The following is a 15,341-nucleotide window of genomic DNA, read 5'->3' as shown; positions in this document are numbered from 1 at the left end:
TTCGCGCCGCGCTCCACTACAATACGCCACAAAAATGGCGGCGCGGAGGAGCGATGCAAGGTGTCATGCTGGTGGAGGACGATGCGCGGCTGGCCGCGCTGGTCAAGGAATACCTGGAGCAATACGACTATGCGGTCGACGTCGTCACGCGCGGCGACCAGGCCCTGGCGCGCTTTCGCGACACCCAGCCCGAGCTGGTGATACTCGACCTGACCCTGCCCGGCGTCGACGGCCTGGTGGTGTGCCGCCAGCTGCGCCAGCTCAGCGCCGTGCCCATCCTGATACTCACGGCGCGCGAAGACACCTTCGACGAAGTCTCGGGCCTGGAGCAGGGCGCCGACGACTACGTGAACAAGCCGATCCAGCCGCGCGTGCTGCTGGCCCGTTTGCGCGCGCTGCAGCGGCGCGGCAGCGCGGCGGCCGGCGGCGATATCGTCATCGGCCAGCTGCGCGTGTCGCGCGAGAACCGCGCCGTGCACTGGCGCGGGCAGGAAATCGCCATGAACAGCGCCGAATTCAAGCTGTTCGCCATCCTGGCCGACGCCGCGGGCAAGGTCATGTCGCGCAACGACATCCTCGTCAAGATGCGCGGCATCGAGTTCGATGGCCTGGACCGCAGTATCGACAACTGCATCTCGCGCCTGCGCCGCAAGTTCGACGACGCCGCCGCCGAGCGCATCAAGACGGTGTGGGGCGAAGGCTACCTGCTCACGCCCTCCGCCTGGGAATGAACCGCCTGTTCTGGCGTTTCGCCCTGCTGGTGCTGCTGTCCATCGCACTGGGCAGCGGCGTCATTTACGTCACCTTCAGCCGTCTGTTCGGCGATCCGCTCGAACATATCGCGCGCGACCAGGCCGCCGGCCAGATCTTCCTGCTGGAGCAGTACATCGACCAGGCGCCCGCCGACGAATGGCTGCCGCGCCTGAACAAGGTGCGCGAAGTGTCGGACGTCACGCTGGAACTGCAGCCGCTGGCCGTCGTGCTGGCGGCGCTGCCGGCGGCGCGGCGCGCGCCGCTGCTGCACGGCGCCGTGGTGATGGACGTGGGCGGCAAGGGCTTTTACCGCCGCGTCGACGCCACGGGCGCGCGCTATGCCGGCAGCGAGGACGACGTGCTCCACGCGCAGAACCTGCCCATCGACGTGGGCCAGGCGCTGCGCATGGAGGCGATCCGTTTCGCCGTCATCGCCCTGTGCCTGCTGCTGCCGCTGGGCTGGTGGACGCGCGCGCACGGGCGCAGCCTGGCGGCGCTGTCGCGCATGGCCGACGATTTCGGACAGGGCGACCTGGGCGCGCGGGCGCAGGTCAGCCCCGGGTCCAGCATCGCGCCGCTGGCGGGCCGCATCAACGACATGGCCGGGCGCATCGGCTCCCTGCTGGAGGCGCGCAAGCATTTGCTGCTGTCGGTGTCGCACGAGCTGCGCACGCCGATCGCGCGGCTGGAGTTCGGCCTGGAACTGCTGGCCGGGCGGCATGCGGAAGGCCAGCCCGACCTGCGGCGGCGCGTCGACGCCATGGGTGCCGACGTCGAGGAATTGAAAACCCTCGTCAATGAGCTGCTGGACCTGATGCGGCTCGATCATGCGCAGGCGCTGCCGCGCCAGCCCTTTCCCCTGGCACCCCTGCTGCACGCCTGCGTGGCGGCGGCCTTGCCGCGCCAGGTGGACGCCGGCATTGCCGGCGACCTGGGCGAGCTGCGCGGCGATCCCCGCCTGCTGGCGCGCGCCGTCGGCAACCTGCTGGGCAATGCGGCCAAATATGCCGTCGCGCGCGTGGCGCTGTCGGCCTTCCGCGATGGCGAGGCGCTGCGCATCGTCATCGAGGACGACGGTCCCGGCATTCCCGCCGACCAGCGCGAACGGGTGTTTGCCCCGTTCTACCGCCTGGCCCGCGAGCAGGACCAGGCGGCCGCCGGCCACGGCCTGGGATTGGCCATCGCCGCCCGGGCCGTGGCGCTGCACGGCGGCGCCATCGCCATCGACGACTCGCCGCTGGGCGGCGCGCGCTTCACGATTTATATTCGGGCCTGAGCGCGGGCGCGCCGCGTCTCTGGCGCTGCGCCATGTAGGAGCTGCCCATGGACGCGGCCATGATCATGGCGATGGCCAGCCATTGCGCGGCGCCCAGGCGTTCATCGAGCAGGATGAAGGCAAGCATGGCGGCCACGGCCGGCTCCATGCTGCTCATGATGCCGAACGCCTGCGGCGTCAGCCGTTTCAGGGCCACCATTTCCAGCGAGATCGGAATCGCGCTGGACACAAAGGCCACGCCCAGCCCCACGGCCAGCACGACGGGCGAGAGCAGGGCGGCGCCGCTGTGCGCCACGCCCACGGGCACCACCACCAGCGCGGCCATGGCCAGGCCCAGCGACACGGAATGGCCCGCGTGCAAGTGGCTGGCGCGCTTGCCGAAGATAATGTACGTGGCCCAGCAGACGGCGGCGCCCAGCGCGAACAGCACGCCGGTCGGATCGAGCTTGCTGATGTCGTGGCCGAGCGGCAGCAACAGGCCCAGTCCCGCCACGGCCAGGGCCACCCAGACGAAGTCGAGCGGACGGCGCGAGGCGAACAGCGCCACAGCCAGCGGGCCGGAAAACTCGATCGCCACGGCGATGCCGAACGGGATCGTGCGCAAGGCCATGTAGAAGCTCAGGTTGGTCAAGCCCAGCGCGGCGCCATACAGGGCCACGGTGCGCAGGTCGGCACGGCTCAGCTGCCAGCGCCACGGGAGCCAGAACAGCAGCAGCAACAGGGCGGAAAAGCCCACGCGCACGGCCGTCGTGCCTTGCGCGCCGACGAGGGGAAACAGGCTGTGCTTGGCCCACGAGGTGCCCAGCCCCAGCGCGGTGACGGAGCCGAGGATGGCGAGCAAGGGGATAAAAGAAGAGTAGCGGTGCTGAGGCATGGTCATAAATGGCTTGATATCGGAGTGGTGAAAGTTTATTGTGTCTGCTCCGATATTTGCACTGCATTTTGACCTTCATGACGCAACTTTCGCTCACGCCTTCCCCCGACCTCGACGCCTTCGACCTGGCCATCCTCGATATCTTGCAGCGCGATAACACGACGTCGCAGCGGGAAATCGCCCAGGCCGTGCATTTGTCGGCACCGGCCGTGCAGCGGCGCATCCGGCGCCTGCGCGAGAGCGGCGTGATCCGCAGCGAGGTGGCCGTGCTCGACGCGAGCCGCCTGGGCCGCCCGCTGATCTTGACGGTGGAAGTGCATTTGCACGACGAGCACCCGCTGCGCACGGCCGGCATGCGCGCGCGCATCCTGGCCGAACCTGCCATCCAGCAATGCTATGGGATTACCGGCGAGGCCGATTACCTGCTGGTCATCACGGCCAGCAGCATGGCGGAATATGAAGCACTGACGGAGCGCCTGTTCGGCGGCGACGACAATATCCGGCGCTACCGCACTTCCGTGGCCTTGACTTGCCTCAAGATGGGCTTGCACGTGCCGTTGGCATAGCGCAAAGGCCAGGCAAATGACCATCTCCAAAAGAACACTAGCCGCGGTGACGGCAGCCATGCCCGCCAGCATGGCTGCCGCCGTGGCCGGCCATGGCTGGGCGCGCGGCGACGGGGGCGCATCGGATGCTGCCGTCTACTGCCTGCAGGGCCAGGGCGCTGCGCCCGACCTGTACCTGAAGCATGGCGTGGAGGCGGCCGCCGCCGATATTGCCGATGAAATGGCGCGGCTGCGCTGGTTGGCGCCATACCTGCCCGTGCCGGCCGTGCGCCAGTTCGCCCGCGCGGCAGATCCGGACCAGGCATGGCTGCTGATGACGGCCATGCCGGGCACAACGGCGTCCGCGCTGCTGGAAGCGAACCCTGCGCTGGGACCCGCCGTGGTCGACGCGCTGGCGGCATTCCTGCGCCGCCTGCACGCGATCCCGGTGCGCGACTGCCCCTTCGATGCGGGCCATGCGCTTCGGCTGGCCCAGGCGCGCCAGCGCATCGATGGGGGCCTGGTCGATGCAGACGATTTCGATGCCGAACGGGCAGGCTGGACGGTGACACAGGTGTGGGCGGCGCTGCACGGATGCCTGCCCCTCGCGCCCGACCTCGTCGTGACGCATGGCGACTTCTCGCTGGACAATATCCTGATGCGGGAAGGCGCCGTCGCCGGCTGCATTGACGTGGGCCGGGCCGGTGTTGCCGACCGTTACCAGGACCTGGCTATCGTCTGGCGTAGTCTCGGTGAGTTCGACGCCTCGCTGCAGCAAAGGTTGTTGCGGGCCTATGGGATCGTTGATGCCGATCAAGGCAAGCTGCAGTTTCACTTGTTGCTGGACGAGCTGTTTTGAATATGCCCTGGCAGGCATCATCAGCTATAACGAATGCGGGAGCTTGACTATGGAGGAGCAAGGAAGTTCGTATCTGCTTGAGCCTGGTCTGCTGGCGGCCTGGCTGGCCGCCCGTTCCATTGCCCGTGGCCTTGCGCTGCCCGTGCCCGATCATGGGGGGTGGCGCGTCGATACGGGCTCGCCCCAGGAAATCCGGCGCTACGTTTTTGCGGGACCGGTGCCGGCAATCAGCGCGCTGGCAGCCGCTATCGACCGCCCGCATATCCTCATCAAGATGTGCGGCACCGGCGAGCAATTGCTGCGCCTGTTGCCGCCCCGATGGCAGCTGCTGCCCGGGGGATACTTCATGACCCATGCCGGCCAGCTACCTGCGCCAGCGCTGCCGGCCGGCTACCGGCTGGACGTCGCAACGTCGCCGGCAATGACGACGGCGCGCATTCTGACCGGCGACGGTGCCGTGGCCGCCAGCGGCCATGCCGTGGAATATGCGGGCGTTCTTATTTTCGACAGGATCGTCACCGAAGCCGCGCATCGGCGCCGGGGGCTGGGGCGTGTGCTGGTCGCCGCGCTGGCGGCCCGGCAGCGGTCTGATAGCGCGCGCCGGGTGCTGGTGGCAACCGAGGATGGCTTGAAATTGTATGCGAGCCTTGGCTGGCAGACCCTGTCAGCGTATTCGACGGCAACGATGACGTGAGGCGGGGAAGCGCACTGCCGCGGCGTGGGTGCCGGGCGGCCATGTCACTGGTCGGATTCGTCGCGCTCCGCGTCGCGTTCCCTGCAGCTCAATGAGGCGTCATGGTCCTTGGGCAGCCGGGCCTGGATGGCAACCTCGCTCAGTGCTTGCCGGATATCGACGGGGTCGGTCAAGGTGCAGCGCTGGGCGATGGCGAACGCTTGCAGCTTCTGCGTGCTGCCCTGCACCTTGAGCGTCACGCCCGCCCCGGGGCTGACGCAGCAGCCGATGTATTGCGTGATGTATTCTTCCTCGATGAGCACCAGTTCGTGTCCCATGAAGCTGGCCGGCTTCTTGAGCAGGTAATAATCGGTGTAATCAAAGCGCTGGTCCGGGTGCTTGCCGATGTAGCCTTCGCGTATGTAAGCCTGGATGGCCTTGCCGGAGGTGCCTACCCTGGCCGTGCTGCCCTTTTTCAGGTGCAGCGCCTGGATCAGGCCATTTTCAAGACCGGGATCGGCAGCGGCGAGGGTGCTGGAGGAGCCGGCGGCGAGCAAAAGCGAGCCGATCAGGCGGCCGCTGCGGCGCCATTCAGGCATGGGAAGGATTGCTTGCATATATTCAAATGAAGGGGAGGAGCGGCGCAGTGTCGCCCACGCCAGCCGTGGCGCATGGCACAATGCGTGATCCGCACGCCACGTGCCACTGACCCAGGACTTTCATGACCCGCGCCATCCTCGATGAAACCCAGATCCATCCCGCCGCCCGCCCATTGATTGGCAGCAAGCACACGGAGATCGTGCGCGAGGTGCAGGCGGCCATTGCCGCGCACCAGGTCGTCATCGTCGGCATGGCGCTCAATCCGTTTCCCCGCAAGGCGCGCAAGATCCTCGACGTGCTGGGCACGCCCTACCAGTATTTGCAGTACGGCAGCTACCTGAGCCAGTGGCACCGCCGCAATGCGCTGAAAATGTGGACGGGCTGGCCCACGTTTCCCATGATTTTTGTGAATGGCGTGCTGGTCGGCGGCGCCAGCGAATTGCAACAGCTGGTGGAAACCGGCGAATTGGGCGCCATGCTGGCCAAGAAAGTACGCGAGTTCTAAGCGCTGCTTTATTCGCCCGGCCGCCACGGCGACTTGCGCGTGCGCAAGGGATCAAGCAAGCCGCGCAAATCGTTGTGGTCGAGTTCGTACATCAGCGCAATCAAACTGCCCAGTTCGCCCGAGGGGAAGCCCTCGCGCGCGAACCAGCCCAGGTAATGGCCCGGCAGGTCGGCCAGCAGGCGTCCCTGATATTTCCCATATGGCATTTCGCGCGTGAGCAGCAGCGCCAGTTTTTCTGAATTCATGCGACAGCTCCGTTATCGATTGCTGCAGTGTAGCAGAACACGAAATTGTTGAGTTTGGCGCAACTATCTTCTGCCTGGAGACGTATTTTTCGCAACAAGGAAAACCCCGATACTGCATGCCAACATCATTTATCGGAGTTTGCCATGCCCATTGCCTTGCTCGCGCTGACCCTCAGCGCATTTGCCATCGGAACCACCGAGTTTGTCATTGTCGGGCTATTGCCCACCATCGCCGCCGACCTGGGCGTGAGCCTGCCGTCGGCAGGCCTGCTGGTCAGCCTGTACGCGCTGGGCGTGGCTGTCGGCGCGCCCGTCCTGACTGCCCTGACGGGCAAGATTGCGCGCAAGACCCTGCTGCTGTCGCTGATGGTGTTGTTTACCTTGGGTAATTTGCTGGCCTGGAAGTCGCCCGGCTACGAAACCCTGGTCATCGCCCGCATCCTCACCGGCCTGGCGCATGGCGTGTTCTTTTCGATCGGCTCGACCATCGCCACCTCGCTGGTGCCGAAGGACAAGGCGGCCAGCGCGATCGCCATCATGTTTACGGGCTTGACCGTGGCCCTGGTGACGGGCGTGCCGCTGGGCACCTTCATCGGCCAGCATTTCGGCTGGCGCGAAACCTTCCTCGCCGTCTCCGCCTTGGGCGTGGTCGCCTTTGTCGGCAGCCTGCTGTACGTGCCGTCGACCATCGCTCACAGCAAGCCCGCCTCGCTGCTGCAGCAAGTGCAGGTGCTGGCCCAGCCCCGGCTGCTGCTGGTGTACGCCATGACGGCCGTCGGCTATGGCGGCTCCTTCATCGCCTTTACGTATCTGGCGCCGATCCTGCAGCAGGTATCGGGTTTCAGCGCCAGCGCCGTGGGCGTGGTGATGCTCGTGTATGGCGTGTCCGTGGCCTTCGGCAATATCTGGGGCGGCAGGCTGGCCGACAAGCAAGGCCCCGTCAGCGCCCTGAAACGGATCTTTTTGCTGCTGGCAGCCGTGCTGCTGCTGTTGACCTTCACGGCGCCGCATCCCGTACTCGTCGTCGTCACCGTGCTGCTGTGGGGCGCCGTGGCGTTCGGCAACGTGGCCGGCTTGCAAGTGTATGTGGTGCAGCAGGCGGAACACTTCACGCCGCGCGCCGTCGACGTCGCCTCCGGCCTGAACATCGCCGCCTTCAACCTGGGCATCGCCGGCGGCGCCTGGGGCGGTGGCCTCATCGTCGAGCATGTGGGCCTGGTGCACACGGGCTGGATCGGCGCCCTGGTCGTGCTGGGCGCGTTCGGCTTGACGGCCTGGAGCGGCCGCCTGGACCGCCTGAACCCGATCGCCGTGCGGGCCGGCGGCAAGAAATCGATCCACGCGGCGGGCCATTGAGCCGCTGCGCATCCGCTGGCCGTTTCTTCACGCTTCAGCTTGCCTGGTAATCAAGCTGACATATTTGTCGTTTATGCTCCGGCCTCGTATTCCCGCTGGTCTGTCCAACGATATTGATAACGGAAGAAACATAAAAAATGTCGAATTACGTTCCTGAGTCCTCACGCCGCCGCCTGTTGCAACTGTTCGCCGGCGCCCCCATGCTGCCCTTGGCCGGCTTGACCGGTGTCAGCGCCTTTCTGTCCGGTTGTGGCGGCGGGTCCGATAACGACCTGCCGCCGGTGACGCCGCCAGTCACGCCCGCCGCCACGTTTACCACGGCGGAATTCACGGGCATGGCCGCGCCGCTGGCGAGCTCGCCTGCCGCGCTGGCGACGACCACCGTCGGCTCCAAGCTCAAGGTCAATTTCAGCGATGGCAGCAGCAACAGCTACAACCTGGCCTACCAGCCCTTCTTCCTGACGGGCGACCGGGTGCCGGACGGCAAGGGCGGCACCGTGATTGCGGGCGGCTATGTCGACATCAGGAACCAGCCCATCATCGACAGCTCGGTGCCGGGCAAGGAGCGCCAGTTCTTCTCCGACTCGCCGGACGGCAGCTCGATGCTGACGGTGGCCAACGCCAGCGTGGCCGGCGTCAAGGGCAAGCCCGTGTTTGCCGTGGTGCAGTTTGAATACAACTCGCTCAACCAGGCCGGCGCCTCCACCTATGGCACGCTGCCGTCGCCGATCGCCGTGCTGACCCTGGACCAGGACCAGACCACGGGCAAGCTGTCGCTGGTGAAATACCACAATGTCGATACCTCGCCGGTGAAGGGCCTGTGGATCACCTGCGGCGCCAGCCTGTCGCCGTGGAACACCCATCTGTCGAGCGAAGAGTACGAGCCCGACGCCTTCGACCAGGGCCTGGGCGGCCAGAGTCTGGCCGTGCTCAAGGAATTCAGCAAGAACGTCTTCGGCGATGCGGCGACCGCCAATCCCTATGATTACGGCCACCTGCCGGAAGTGTCCGTCAACCCCGATGGCACGGGCAGCATCAAGAAGCACTATTGCCTGGGCCGCTATTCGCGCGAACTGGTGCAGGTGATGCCGGATCAGCGCACCATCCTGGGCGGCGACGACTATACGAACGGCGGGCTGTTCATGTTCGTGGCCGACAAGGTTGCCGACCTGGCTGCGGGCGGCACCCTGTACGTCGCCAAATACACGAGCCAGCTGACCGAGACCACCACCGGCAAGCTGCAATGGGTCAAGCTGGGCCATGCGACGCACGCCGAGATCAAGGCGCTGGTCGATGGCGGCATCAAGGCCGCCGACATCATGGATTCGACCCTGGCCGACCCGTCCGACGCCAGCTACACGAAGATCGTCCTGAACAAGAAAACCGCCTGGGTCCGCGTCAAGGCGGGGCAGGACAAGGCCGCCGCCTTCCTGGAAACCCACCGCTACGCCGCCCTCAAGGGCGGCAGCATGGCCTTCACCAAGAATGAAGGCACGACGGTCAACGCCAAGGACAAGATTGCCTATTCGGCGTATGCCAACATCCAGGACTCGATGGTGGAAGGCGGCTCGGGCTACGTGGCCGGCCACAACGTCAAGTTCAAGAAACTGGTGGCGGGCGCCGTCGTGTCGCACAAGCTGGCGGGCGGACAGAAGGATGACACGGGCGCGGCCATCGACAGCGAATGGGTGCCGAGCGAATCGACCCTCTTGATCGCGGGCGAAGACATCGCGGCCGATGGCCTGGGCAACACGGCCAATCCGGCCAAGATCGCCAGTCCCGACAACCTGAAGTTCTCGGAAAAACTGCGCACCCTGTTCATCGGCGAGGACAGCGGCAACCACCTGAACAACTTCCTGTGGGCGTTTAACGTCGATACCAAGAAGCTGGAACGCCTGCTGTCCTGCCCGGCCGGCGCGGAATCGACGGGCCTGCATGCGGTCGACGAGATCAATGGCTGGACCTATGTGATGAGCAACTTCCAGCATCCGGGCGATGAGTGGAACCGCTTCCCCGGCCTGCCATCGGCGCTGAAGGACCAGATCAATATCCTCATCAACACCAACTACAACAGCAAGGCCAGTGGCGCCGTCGGCTACCTGACGGCGGAACTGACGCAGGTGAAACTGTCGAAATGATGCGCGCCGTCTGATACGGCCGCAGGCACGCAGGGCAGGCAGGCGCAGGCCTTCCTGCCGGTGCGGCATCGGCGCAGGCTAACTTTCTGGCAGAAAACTGCAAAACGGGGGAAAATGGCGCTTCCCCTTCTTTAGCGTCCTCTACCATGTCCAATACCGCCGCCACGCCATTACGCCTGCGCACCGATATCAATCCGAAACCGCTGGGCGTCGCGCTGCTGCTCATCGTGCTGGGCGCTTGGTACCTGGCGCAGACGGTGGGCTTCAACCAGGCCGCGCTGTACGTAGTGGGCGCCTTGCTGGGCATCACCCTGTACCACGCGGCATTCGGCTTTACCTCCGCCTGGCGCGTCTTCATCGCCGATGGCCGCGGCGACGGCTTGCGCGCGCAAATGCTCATGCTGGCCGTGGGCGTGGCGCTGTTCTTCCCCGCATTGTCCGCCGGCAGCCTGTTCGGCACGCCCGTCGCCGGCCTGGTGTCGCCCGCCGGCACTTCCGTCATCGTCGGCGCCTTCATCTTCGGCATCGGCATGCAGCTGGGCGGCGGCTGCGCTTCCGGCACCTTGTATACGGTCGGCGGCGGCAGCACGCGCATGCTCATCACGCTGGCCGCCTTCATCGTCGGTTCCGTGATCGGCACGGCGCACATGCCGTTCTGGACGGCGTTGCCGCAATTGAAACCCATTTCCCTCGTCACGACGCTGGGCCTGGCACCCGCGCTGGCGCTGAACTGGATCGTCTTCGCCCTGATCGCCGGCATCACGGTGCTGGTGGAAAAGCGCCGCCATGGCAAGCTGATCACCCCGGCATTGCGTCCCGCGCACGCGTCGCCGTGGCTGCATGGTCCGTGGCCGCTGGTGGCGGGCGCCATCGCGCTCGTCGTGCTGAACTTCGCCACCCTGGCATTGTCGGGCCGGCCATGGGGCGTGACGTCCGCCTTCGCCCTGTGGGGCGCGAAAGCCGCCTCCGCGATCGGCATCGACACGGCCAGCTGGGCCTACTGGTCGACCAAGGCCAACGCGGCCGCGCTGGCCGCGCCGATCACGCAGGACAAGACGTCCGTGATGGACATCGGCATCGTGCTGGGCGCCATGCTGGCCGCCGCGCTGGCCGGCCGCTACGCGCCCGTGTGGCGCATCCCGCGCCGTTCGCTGATCGCCGCCATCGTCGGCGGCTTGTTGCTCGGCTACGGCGCGCGCCTGGCGTATGGCTGCAACATCGGCGCGTATTTCAGCGGCATCGTCTCGGGCAGCCTGCACGGCTGGCTGTGGCTGGTCTGCGCTTTCCTCGGCAACGTCATCGGCACGCGTTTGCGGCCGTGGTTCGGCCTGGAAGTGGAAAAAGTGAAGCCGAGCGGCTGCTGACGCCGGCGTCAACAGGGGCTTTGCTGTATATTGCTGCCCCTGTTCCTTGTTGCCGCGAGCGCGTCGTCCATGTCCCCAGCCGTTTTATTTGCCGTCGTCCTCGCGTATTTCCTGATCCTGCTGGGCGTGGCGTGGCGCACCTCGCGCCATGCCACCAACGACAGTTTTTTCATCGGCAACAAGGACAGCAACTGGATGCTGGTGGCCTTCGGCATGGTCGGCACCACCCTGACGGGCGTGACCTTCATCAGCGTGCCCGGCGCCGTGGGCAGCAACGGTTTCGGCTACGTCCAGCTGATGCTCGGCTACGTGCTCGGCTACCTGGCCATCACGTTTATTCTGCTGCCGCTGTACTACCGTCTGCAGCTGACCTCCATCTACCGCTACCTGGAAGTGCGCCTGGGGCGGCGCGCCTACCAGAGCGGGGCGGCGTTTTTCATCCTCTCGCGGCTGCTGGGCGCCACGGCGCGGCTGTATCTGGTGGTTAATATCCTGCAGGCGACCATCCTCGACAGCCTGGGCGTGCCGTTCTGGCTGACGTCGTGCGTGGTGCTGCTGCTGATCCTGCTGTACACGTATGAAGGGGGCGTGAAAACCATCGTCTGGACCGATACCCTGCAAACGGCATGCATGCTGGCGGGCCTCGTCATCTGCAGCGTGTTCCTGCTGCGCGCCATGGACCTGTCCTTCATCGACAGCCTGGAGCGCATGCGCGCGCAGGGGCTCACGCGCATCTTCACCACCGACCCGGACAGCCCCGCCTACGTGTGGAAGCATATTCTTGCCGGCATGTTCATCACCATCGCCATGACGGGCATGGACCAGGAGATGATGCAAAAGAATATCTCCGTGCGCACCTTGCGCGACTCGCAAAAGAACATGCTCAGCCTCACCGTGGTGCTCACTGGCGTGCTGCTGCTGTTCCTCTTCCTCGGCGGCCTGCTGCACCTGTACGCGCCGCTCGTCGGCGTGACGGCCACGGGCGACAAGCTGTTTCCCGCCATCGTGCTCGGGCATTTCCCTGCCGTGGTGCAGCTGATCTTTTTCATCGCCCTCATTTCCGCCCTGTTTCCCAGCGTGGATGGGGCGCTCACGGCCCTGACGTCGACCTTTTGCATCGACATCCTGGGCCTGCAGCGCAGGCGGGACTTGAGCGCGGCGGCGCAGATGCGCTGGCGCCGCCGCGTGCACCTGGGCTTTGCCGCGCTGTTCCTGATCCTGATCATGGCCTTCAAGTGGCTGGACGATCCCAGCATGATCGGCGTGATCCTGAAGCTGGCCAGCTATACCTATGGTCCGCTGCTGGGTCTGTTTGCCTTCGGGCTCTTGAGCCGGCGCGGCGTGCGCGACCGCTGGGTGCCATGGGTGGCCATCGCCGGGCCGCTGCTATGCGCGCTGGTCGAGCAAGAGCAGGCGCGGCTGTTCGAACATTACCGCATCGGCCTAGAATTGCTGATCCTGAATGGCGGCCTGGTGCTGGGCGGCCTGTTGCTCATTTCCACCCCGGCACCCGAGGGTGGGCAGGGCGCCGTACCGTTGTCAAAATAGGACGATTCGGCCGGTTTTCAGTTATATTGGTTTCCTTTAGGTAAATAACCTCACGGAGCACTCATGTCACTCAACCCGTTCCCGCCGCTGCGCCGCGGTTTTGGCGCATTCTGGCGCGCGCTGGACGCCACCCGCCGCGCCGTCTTCAACCTGATCTTCCTGCTCATCGTCATCGCCATCCTGATCGCCATCTTTGGCGGCGGCGCCAAGCCGCTCGGTGAAAAGACCACCCTGGTGCTGGACCTGCAAGGCCCGCTGGTCGAGGAAACGCCGGGGGGCGTGCGCGAAGCGGTGCTGGCCAATGTCAGCGGCGAAGTCAAGAAAAGCGTGCAGCTGCGCGACGTGCTGGCAGTGCTCGACACGGCATCCAAGGACAGCAATATCGGCTCGATGGTCATCCTGCTCGACGAGCTGCAGGGCGGCGGCCTGGCCTCGCTGCGCGAAGTGGCTGCCGGCGTGGAGCGCTTCCGCGCCACGGGCAAGAAAGTGACGGCCTGGGGGTCGAGCTACAACCAGCGCCAGTACCTGGTGGCGGCGAAGGCGGACGAAGTGTTCGTGCACCCGATGGGCGGCGTGATGCTGGAAGGCTTTGGCCGCTACCGCAACTACTACCGCGATGCGCTCGACAAAGTGGGCGTGACGGTCAACCTGCTGAAAGTGGGCACGTACAAGAGCGCGGCCGAACCCTTCATCGCCAACGGCCCGTCCGAAGCGGCGGCCGAAGCGGACCGTTACCTGAACAGCGGCCTGTGGACCACCTACACGACTGACGTGGAAAAATCGCGCAAGCTGCCGGCCGGCGCCATCATGCAAACCATCGACAACCTGCCCGCCATGATGACGGCGGCCGGCGGCGACCTGGCCAAGCTGGCGCTGAACGGCAAGCTGGTCGACGGCCTGAAGACGCGCGACGAACTGCGCCAGTTCATGATGGCGCGCGGCGCGAAAAATACGGAAGGCACGAACTTCCGCCAGATTAACTACACCGACTACCTGGCGCGCCTGCGTCCCGTGCACATCGGCGACGCCGTGGGCGTGGTCATCGCCTCGGGCGAAATCGGCGACGGCATCGCGCCACCGGGCTCCATCGGCGGCCTGTCCACCTCGCGCCTGATCCGCCAGGCGCGCGAAGACAAGTCGATCAAGGCTGTCGTGCTGCGCATCGATTCGCCGGGCGGCAGCGCCTTCGGCTCGGAACTGATCCGCCGCGAACTGGAACTGACGCGCGCCGCCGGCAAGCCGGTGGTCGTCTCGATGGGCAACGTGGCCGCTTCCGGCGGTTACTGGATCAGCACCTCGTCCGATGAAGTGATCGCCGACGCGGCCACCATCACAGGTTCCATCGGCGTGTTCGCGATCTTGCCGACGGCCGACAAGGTGGTGGAAAAACTGGGCATCCATACGGCCGGTTCGCCGACCACCTGGCTGGCCGACGCGGGCAACCCATTGCGTCCGCTCGACCCGCGCTTCGCCGAAGTGATCCAGGGCTCGATCAACCACGTGTATGGTGACTTCATCGGCCTGGCGGCCAGGGCGCGCAAGACCACGCCCGAGAAAATCAATGAGGTGGCGCAGGGCCGCGTGTGGACGGGCCTGCAGGCGAAAGACCGCAACCTGGTCGACCGCATCGGCAGCTATGGCGATGCGCTGGCCTCCGCCGCCAAGCGCGCCAAGCTGGGCGCCGACTACCGCGTGACCTACCTGGAGCAGGAAACCTCGAACGTCGACCGCCTGATCGGCATGTTCGGCTCCAAGGCCATGGCCTCGCTGGGACTGGGCGAGCACGTGAAGCTGGGCCTGGCCGGCACGGGCTTGCCGGCCGATGCGGCGCTGGGCATGGCGCAGGACCTCTCCTGGCTGTCGGGCATCACGCGCGAGCACAAGCCGTTCATGGCCCTCACGCACTGCCTGTGCGAGGTGCCTTTGGGCGGCCGGTAAGATAAGGACCGGGGTCGGGCCCGCCGGGTCCGGCCCCATGCATGCGGTTTGTTGCATAGCAGGAGCAAGACATGGCAAGCGACATGAGCGGACAGACGGACACGGCGATCACCATCCGGCCGTGCGGGAAGGGCGATGAGCAGGCGCTGGCCCTGGTGGGGCAGGCCACCTTCCTGGAGGCGTTTGCCGGCATCCTCGATGGCGCCGACGTCATCGCCCATTGCCAGCGCCAGCACCATGTGGAGCTGTACCGCGACTGGCTGGCGCTGCCGGCCATGCGTCTGTGGCTGGCCGAGGCCACGCCTGGCGGCGCGCCCGTGGGCTACCTGGTGCTCAGCCCCGCCAGCCTGCCCGTGGCCGCGCCCCGCCCCGATGACCTGGAAATCAAGCGCATCTACCTGCTGCACCGCTTCCAGGGCCAGCGCGTGGGCCAGCGTCTGATGCAGGCGGCGCTGGCGCAGGCGCGCGCCGGCGGGGCGGGCAGGGTGCTGCTGGGCGTGTACGCGGAAAACCGCGATGCGCTGGCGTTTTATGCGCGTTGCGGCTTTGTGCCGCTGGGCCGGCGCACCTTCCGCGTGGGCCGCACCGACTATCAGGATGTCATCCTCGGCATCACCTTGTAAAAGAGCGGGATCGGGCCTGGCTGTAAAGCCAGGTAAAGATCCAT

At 66.0% G+C, this 15,341-nt stretch carries 15 protein-coding genes; 12 read left to right on the top strand and 3 right to left on the bottom strand.

Translation table 11 applies throughout. From position 1 onward, the window contains the following. Positions 1-53 precede the first annotated feature (53 nt). Both BM193_RS01995 and BM193_RS01990 read left to right on the top strand, forming a co-directional pair. Positions 54-731 carry a response regulator gene (locus tag BM193_RS01995; RefSeq protein WP_092794982.1) on the top strand — a complete coding sequence of 226 codons (678 nt, stop codon included), beginning with the start codon at positions 54-56 and terminating at the stop codon, positions 729-731. After that, positions 728-2,029 carry an ATP-binding protein gene (locus BM193_RS01990; protein WP_092794980.1) on the top strand — a complete coding sequence of 434 codons (1,302 nt, stop codon included), beginning with the start codon at positions 728-730 and terminating at the stop codon, positions 2,027-2,029. The genes BM193_RS01995 and BM193_RS01990 overlap by 4 nt, the downstream gene beginning before the upstream one ends. On the opposite strand, the gene BM193_RS01985 is transcribed toward BM193_RS01990, so the two are convergent. Beyond that, the gene (locus BM193_RS01985) at positions 2,007-2,903 is read right to left on the bottom strand and encodes an EamA family transporter (RefSeq protein WP_092796961.1); all 897 of its coding nucleotides are present in this window, start codon (positions 2,901-2,903) and stop codon (positions 2,007-2,009) included. The two genes, BM193_RS01990 and BM193_RS01985, sit on opposite strands and share 23 nt — an antisense overlap. 77 nt (positions 2,904-2,980) lie before the next feature. Here BM193_RS01985 and BM193_RS01980 point away from each other — a divergent pair, with 77 nt between their 5' ends. Genes BM193_RS01980 through BM193_RS01970 form a run of 3 tightly spaced genes read left to right on the top strand, consistent with a single transcriptional unit; the run spans position 2,981 to position 5,001 of the window. Next, positions 2,981-3,469 (top strand): Lrp/AsnC family transcriptional regulator, encoded by a 489-nt coding sequence (locus BM193_RS01980; RefSeq protein ID WP_092796959.1) that lies wholly within the window; start codon positions 2,981-2,983, stop codon positions 3,467-3,469. Positions 3,470-3,485: 16 nt separating this feature from the next. Beyond that, complete coding sequence (locus BM193_RS01975; protein WP_139175996.1) at positions 3,486-4,307, top strand: APH(3')-I family aminoglycoside O-phosphotransferase; 822 nt, start codon at positions 3,486-3,488, stop codon at positions 4,305-4,307. After that, positions 4,255-5,001 (top strand): GNAT family N-acetyltransferase, encoded by a 747-nt coding sequence (locus BM193_RS01970; RefSeq protein WP_217638403.1) that lies wholly within the window; start codon positions 4,255-4,257, stop codon positions 4,999-5,001. Before BM193_RS01975 ends, BM193_RS01970 begins: the two co-directional genes overlap by 53 nt. A gap of 44 nt (positions 5,002-5,045) precedes the next feature. Here the strand turns inward: BM193_RS01970 and BM193_RS01965 are convergent, their stop codons facing one another. Continuing rightward, positions 5,046-5,579: a hypothetical protein gene (locus BM193_RS01965; RefSeq protein ID WP_092794977.1), complete on the bottom strand. Its 534-nt coding sequence runs from the start codon at positions 5,577-5,579 to the stop codon at positions 5,046-5,048. A 122-nt stretch (positions 5,580-5,701) separates the two neighbouring features. Between BM193_RS01965 and BM193_RS01960 the strand changes: the two genes are divergently transcribed. Beyond that, positions 5,702-6,085, top strand: coding sequence for a glutaredoxin domain-containing protein (locus BM193_RS01960; protein ID WP_092794975.1), 384 nt, complete (start codon positions 5,702-5,704; stop codon positions 6,083-6,085). Positions 6,086-6,093: 8 nt separating this feature from the next. On the opposite strand, the gene BM193_RS01955 is transcribed toward BM193_RS01960, so the two are convergent. Then, positions 6,094-6,330, bottom strand: a complete 237-nt coding sequence (locus BM193_RS01955; RefSeq protein WP_092794973.1) for a DUF3820 family protein — start codon at positions 6,328-6,330, stop codon at positions 6,094-6,096. 144 nt (positions 6,331-6,474) lie between these two features. Here BM193_RS01955 and BM193_RS01950 point away from each other — a divergent pair, with 144 nt between their 5' ends. The 6 genes from BM193_RS01950 to BM193_RS01925 all read left to right on the top strand — a co-directional run bounded on the left by BM193_RS01950 (position 6,475) and on the right by BM193_RS01925 (position 15,297). Continuing rightward, complete coding sequence (locus tag BM193_RS01950; protein ID WP_092794971.1) at positions 6,475-7,686, top strand: MFS transporter; 1,212 nt, start codon at positions 6,475-6,477, stop codon at positions 7,684-7,686. A gap of 137 nt (positions 7,687-7,823) precedes the next feature. Beyond that, positions 7,824-9,824: a PhoX family protein gene (locus BM193_RS01945; protein ID WP_092794969.1), complete on the top strand. Its 2,001-nt coding sequence runs from the start codon at positions 7,824-7,826 to the stop codon at positions 9,822-9,824. Positions 9,825-9,970: 146 nt separating this feature from the next. After that, positions 9,971-11,188 carry a YeeE/YedE family protein gene (locus BM193_RS01940; protein WP_092794967.1) on the top strand — a complete coding sequence of 406 codons (1,218 nt, stop codon included), beginning with the start codon at positions 9,971-9,973 and terminating at the stop codon, positions 11,186-11,188. A 69-nt stretch (positions 11,189-11,257) separates the two neighbouring features. Further along, entirely contained in the window at positions 11,258-12,736 is a 1,479-nt protein-coding gene (locus BM193_RS01935; protein WP_092794965.1) for a sodium:solute symporter, read from the top strand. A 63-nt stretch (positions 12,737-12,799) separates the two neighbouring features. Continuing rightward, on the top strand, positions 12,800-14,674 hold the full coding sequence (sppA, locus tag BM193_RS01930) for a signal peptide peptidase SppA (RefSeq protein ID WP_092794963.1): 1,875 nt from the start codon (positions 12,800-12,802) through the stop codon (positions 14,672-14,674). Between the two features lie 71 nt (positions 14,675-14,745). After that, positions 14,746-15,297 (top strand): GNAT family N-acetyltransferase, encoded by a 552-nt coding sequence (locus BM193_RS01925; protein WP_254785789.1) that lies wholly within the window; start codon positions 14,746-14,748, stop codon positions 15,295-15,297. The last annotated feature ends 44 nt before the right edge of the window (positions 15,298-15,341 follow it).

Origin of the sequence: Janthinobacterium sp. 344, assembly GCF_900112025.1 — a bacterium.
Classification (GTDB): Bacteria; Pseudomonadota; Gammaproteobacteria; order Burkholderiales; family Burkholderiaceae_D; genus Janthinobacterium.
This window is presented reverse-complemented; position numbering and strand designations above follow the sequence as displayed.

Bases quoted from the DNA above. Each gene is read 5' to 3' on its own strand.
- BM193_RS01980 (WP_092796959.1), top strand. From the start codon at position 2,981: ATGACGCAACTTTCGCTCACGCCTTCCCCCGACCTCGACGCCTTCGAC.
- BM193_RS01935 (WP_092794965.1), top strand. From the start codon at position 11,258: ATGTCCCCAGCCGTTTTATTTGCCGTCGTCCTCGCGTATTTCCTGATC.
- BM193_RS01975 (WP_139175996.1), top strand. From the start codon at position 3,486: ATGACCATCTCCAAAAGAACACTAGCCGCGGTGACGGCAGCCATGCCC.
- BM193_RS01940 (WP_092794967.1), top strand. From the start codon at position 9,971: ATGTCCAATACCGCCGCCACGCCATTACGCCTGCGCACCGATATCAAT.
- BM193_RS01925 (WP_254785789.1), top strand. From the start codon at position 14,746: ATGGCAAGCGACATGAGCGGACAGACGGACACGGCGATCACCATCCGG.
- BM193_RS01955 (WP_092794973.1), bottom strand. From the start codon at position 6,330: ATGAATTCAGAAAAACTGGCGCTGCTGCTCACGCGCGAAATGCCATAT.
- BM193_RS01965 (WP_092794977.1), bottom strand. From the start codon at position 5,579: ATGCCTGAATGGCGCCGCAGCGGCCGCCTGATCGGCTCGCTTTTGCTC.
- BM193_RS01970 (WP_217638403.1), top strand. From the start codon at position 4,255: ATGCCGATCAAGGCAAGCTGCAGTTTCACTTGTTGCTGGACGAGCTGT.
- BM193_RS01990 (WP_092794980.1), top strand. From the start codon at position 728: ATGAACCGCCTGTTCTGGCGTTTCGCCCTGCTGGTGCTGCTGTCCATC.
- BM193_RS01995 (WP_092794982.1), top strand. From the start codon at position 54: ATGCAAGGTGTCATGCTGGTGGAGGACGATGCGCGGCTGGCCGCGCTG.
- BM193_RS01950 (WP_092794971.1), top strand. From the start codon at position 6,475: ATGCCCATTGCCTTGCTCGCGCTGACCCTCAGCGCATTTGCCATCGGA.
- BM193_RS01960 (WP_092794975.1), top strand. From the start codon at position 5,702: ATGACCCGCGCCATCCTCGATGAAACCCAGATCCATCCCGCCGCCCGC.
- sppA (WP_092794963.1), top strand. From the start codon at position 12,800: ATGTCACTCAACCCGTTCCCGCCGCTGCGCCGCGGTTTTGGCGCATTC.
- BM193_RS01945 (WP_092794969.1), top strand. From the start codon at position 7,824: ATGTCGAATTACGTTCCTGAGTCCTCACGCCGCCGCCTGTTGCAACTG.
- BM193_RS01985 (WP_092796961.1), bottom strand. From the start codon at position 2,903: ATGCCTCAGCACCGCTACTCTTCTTTTATCCCCTTGCTCGCCATCCTC.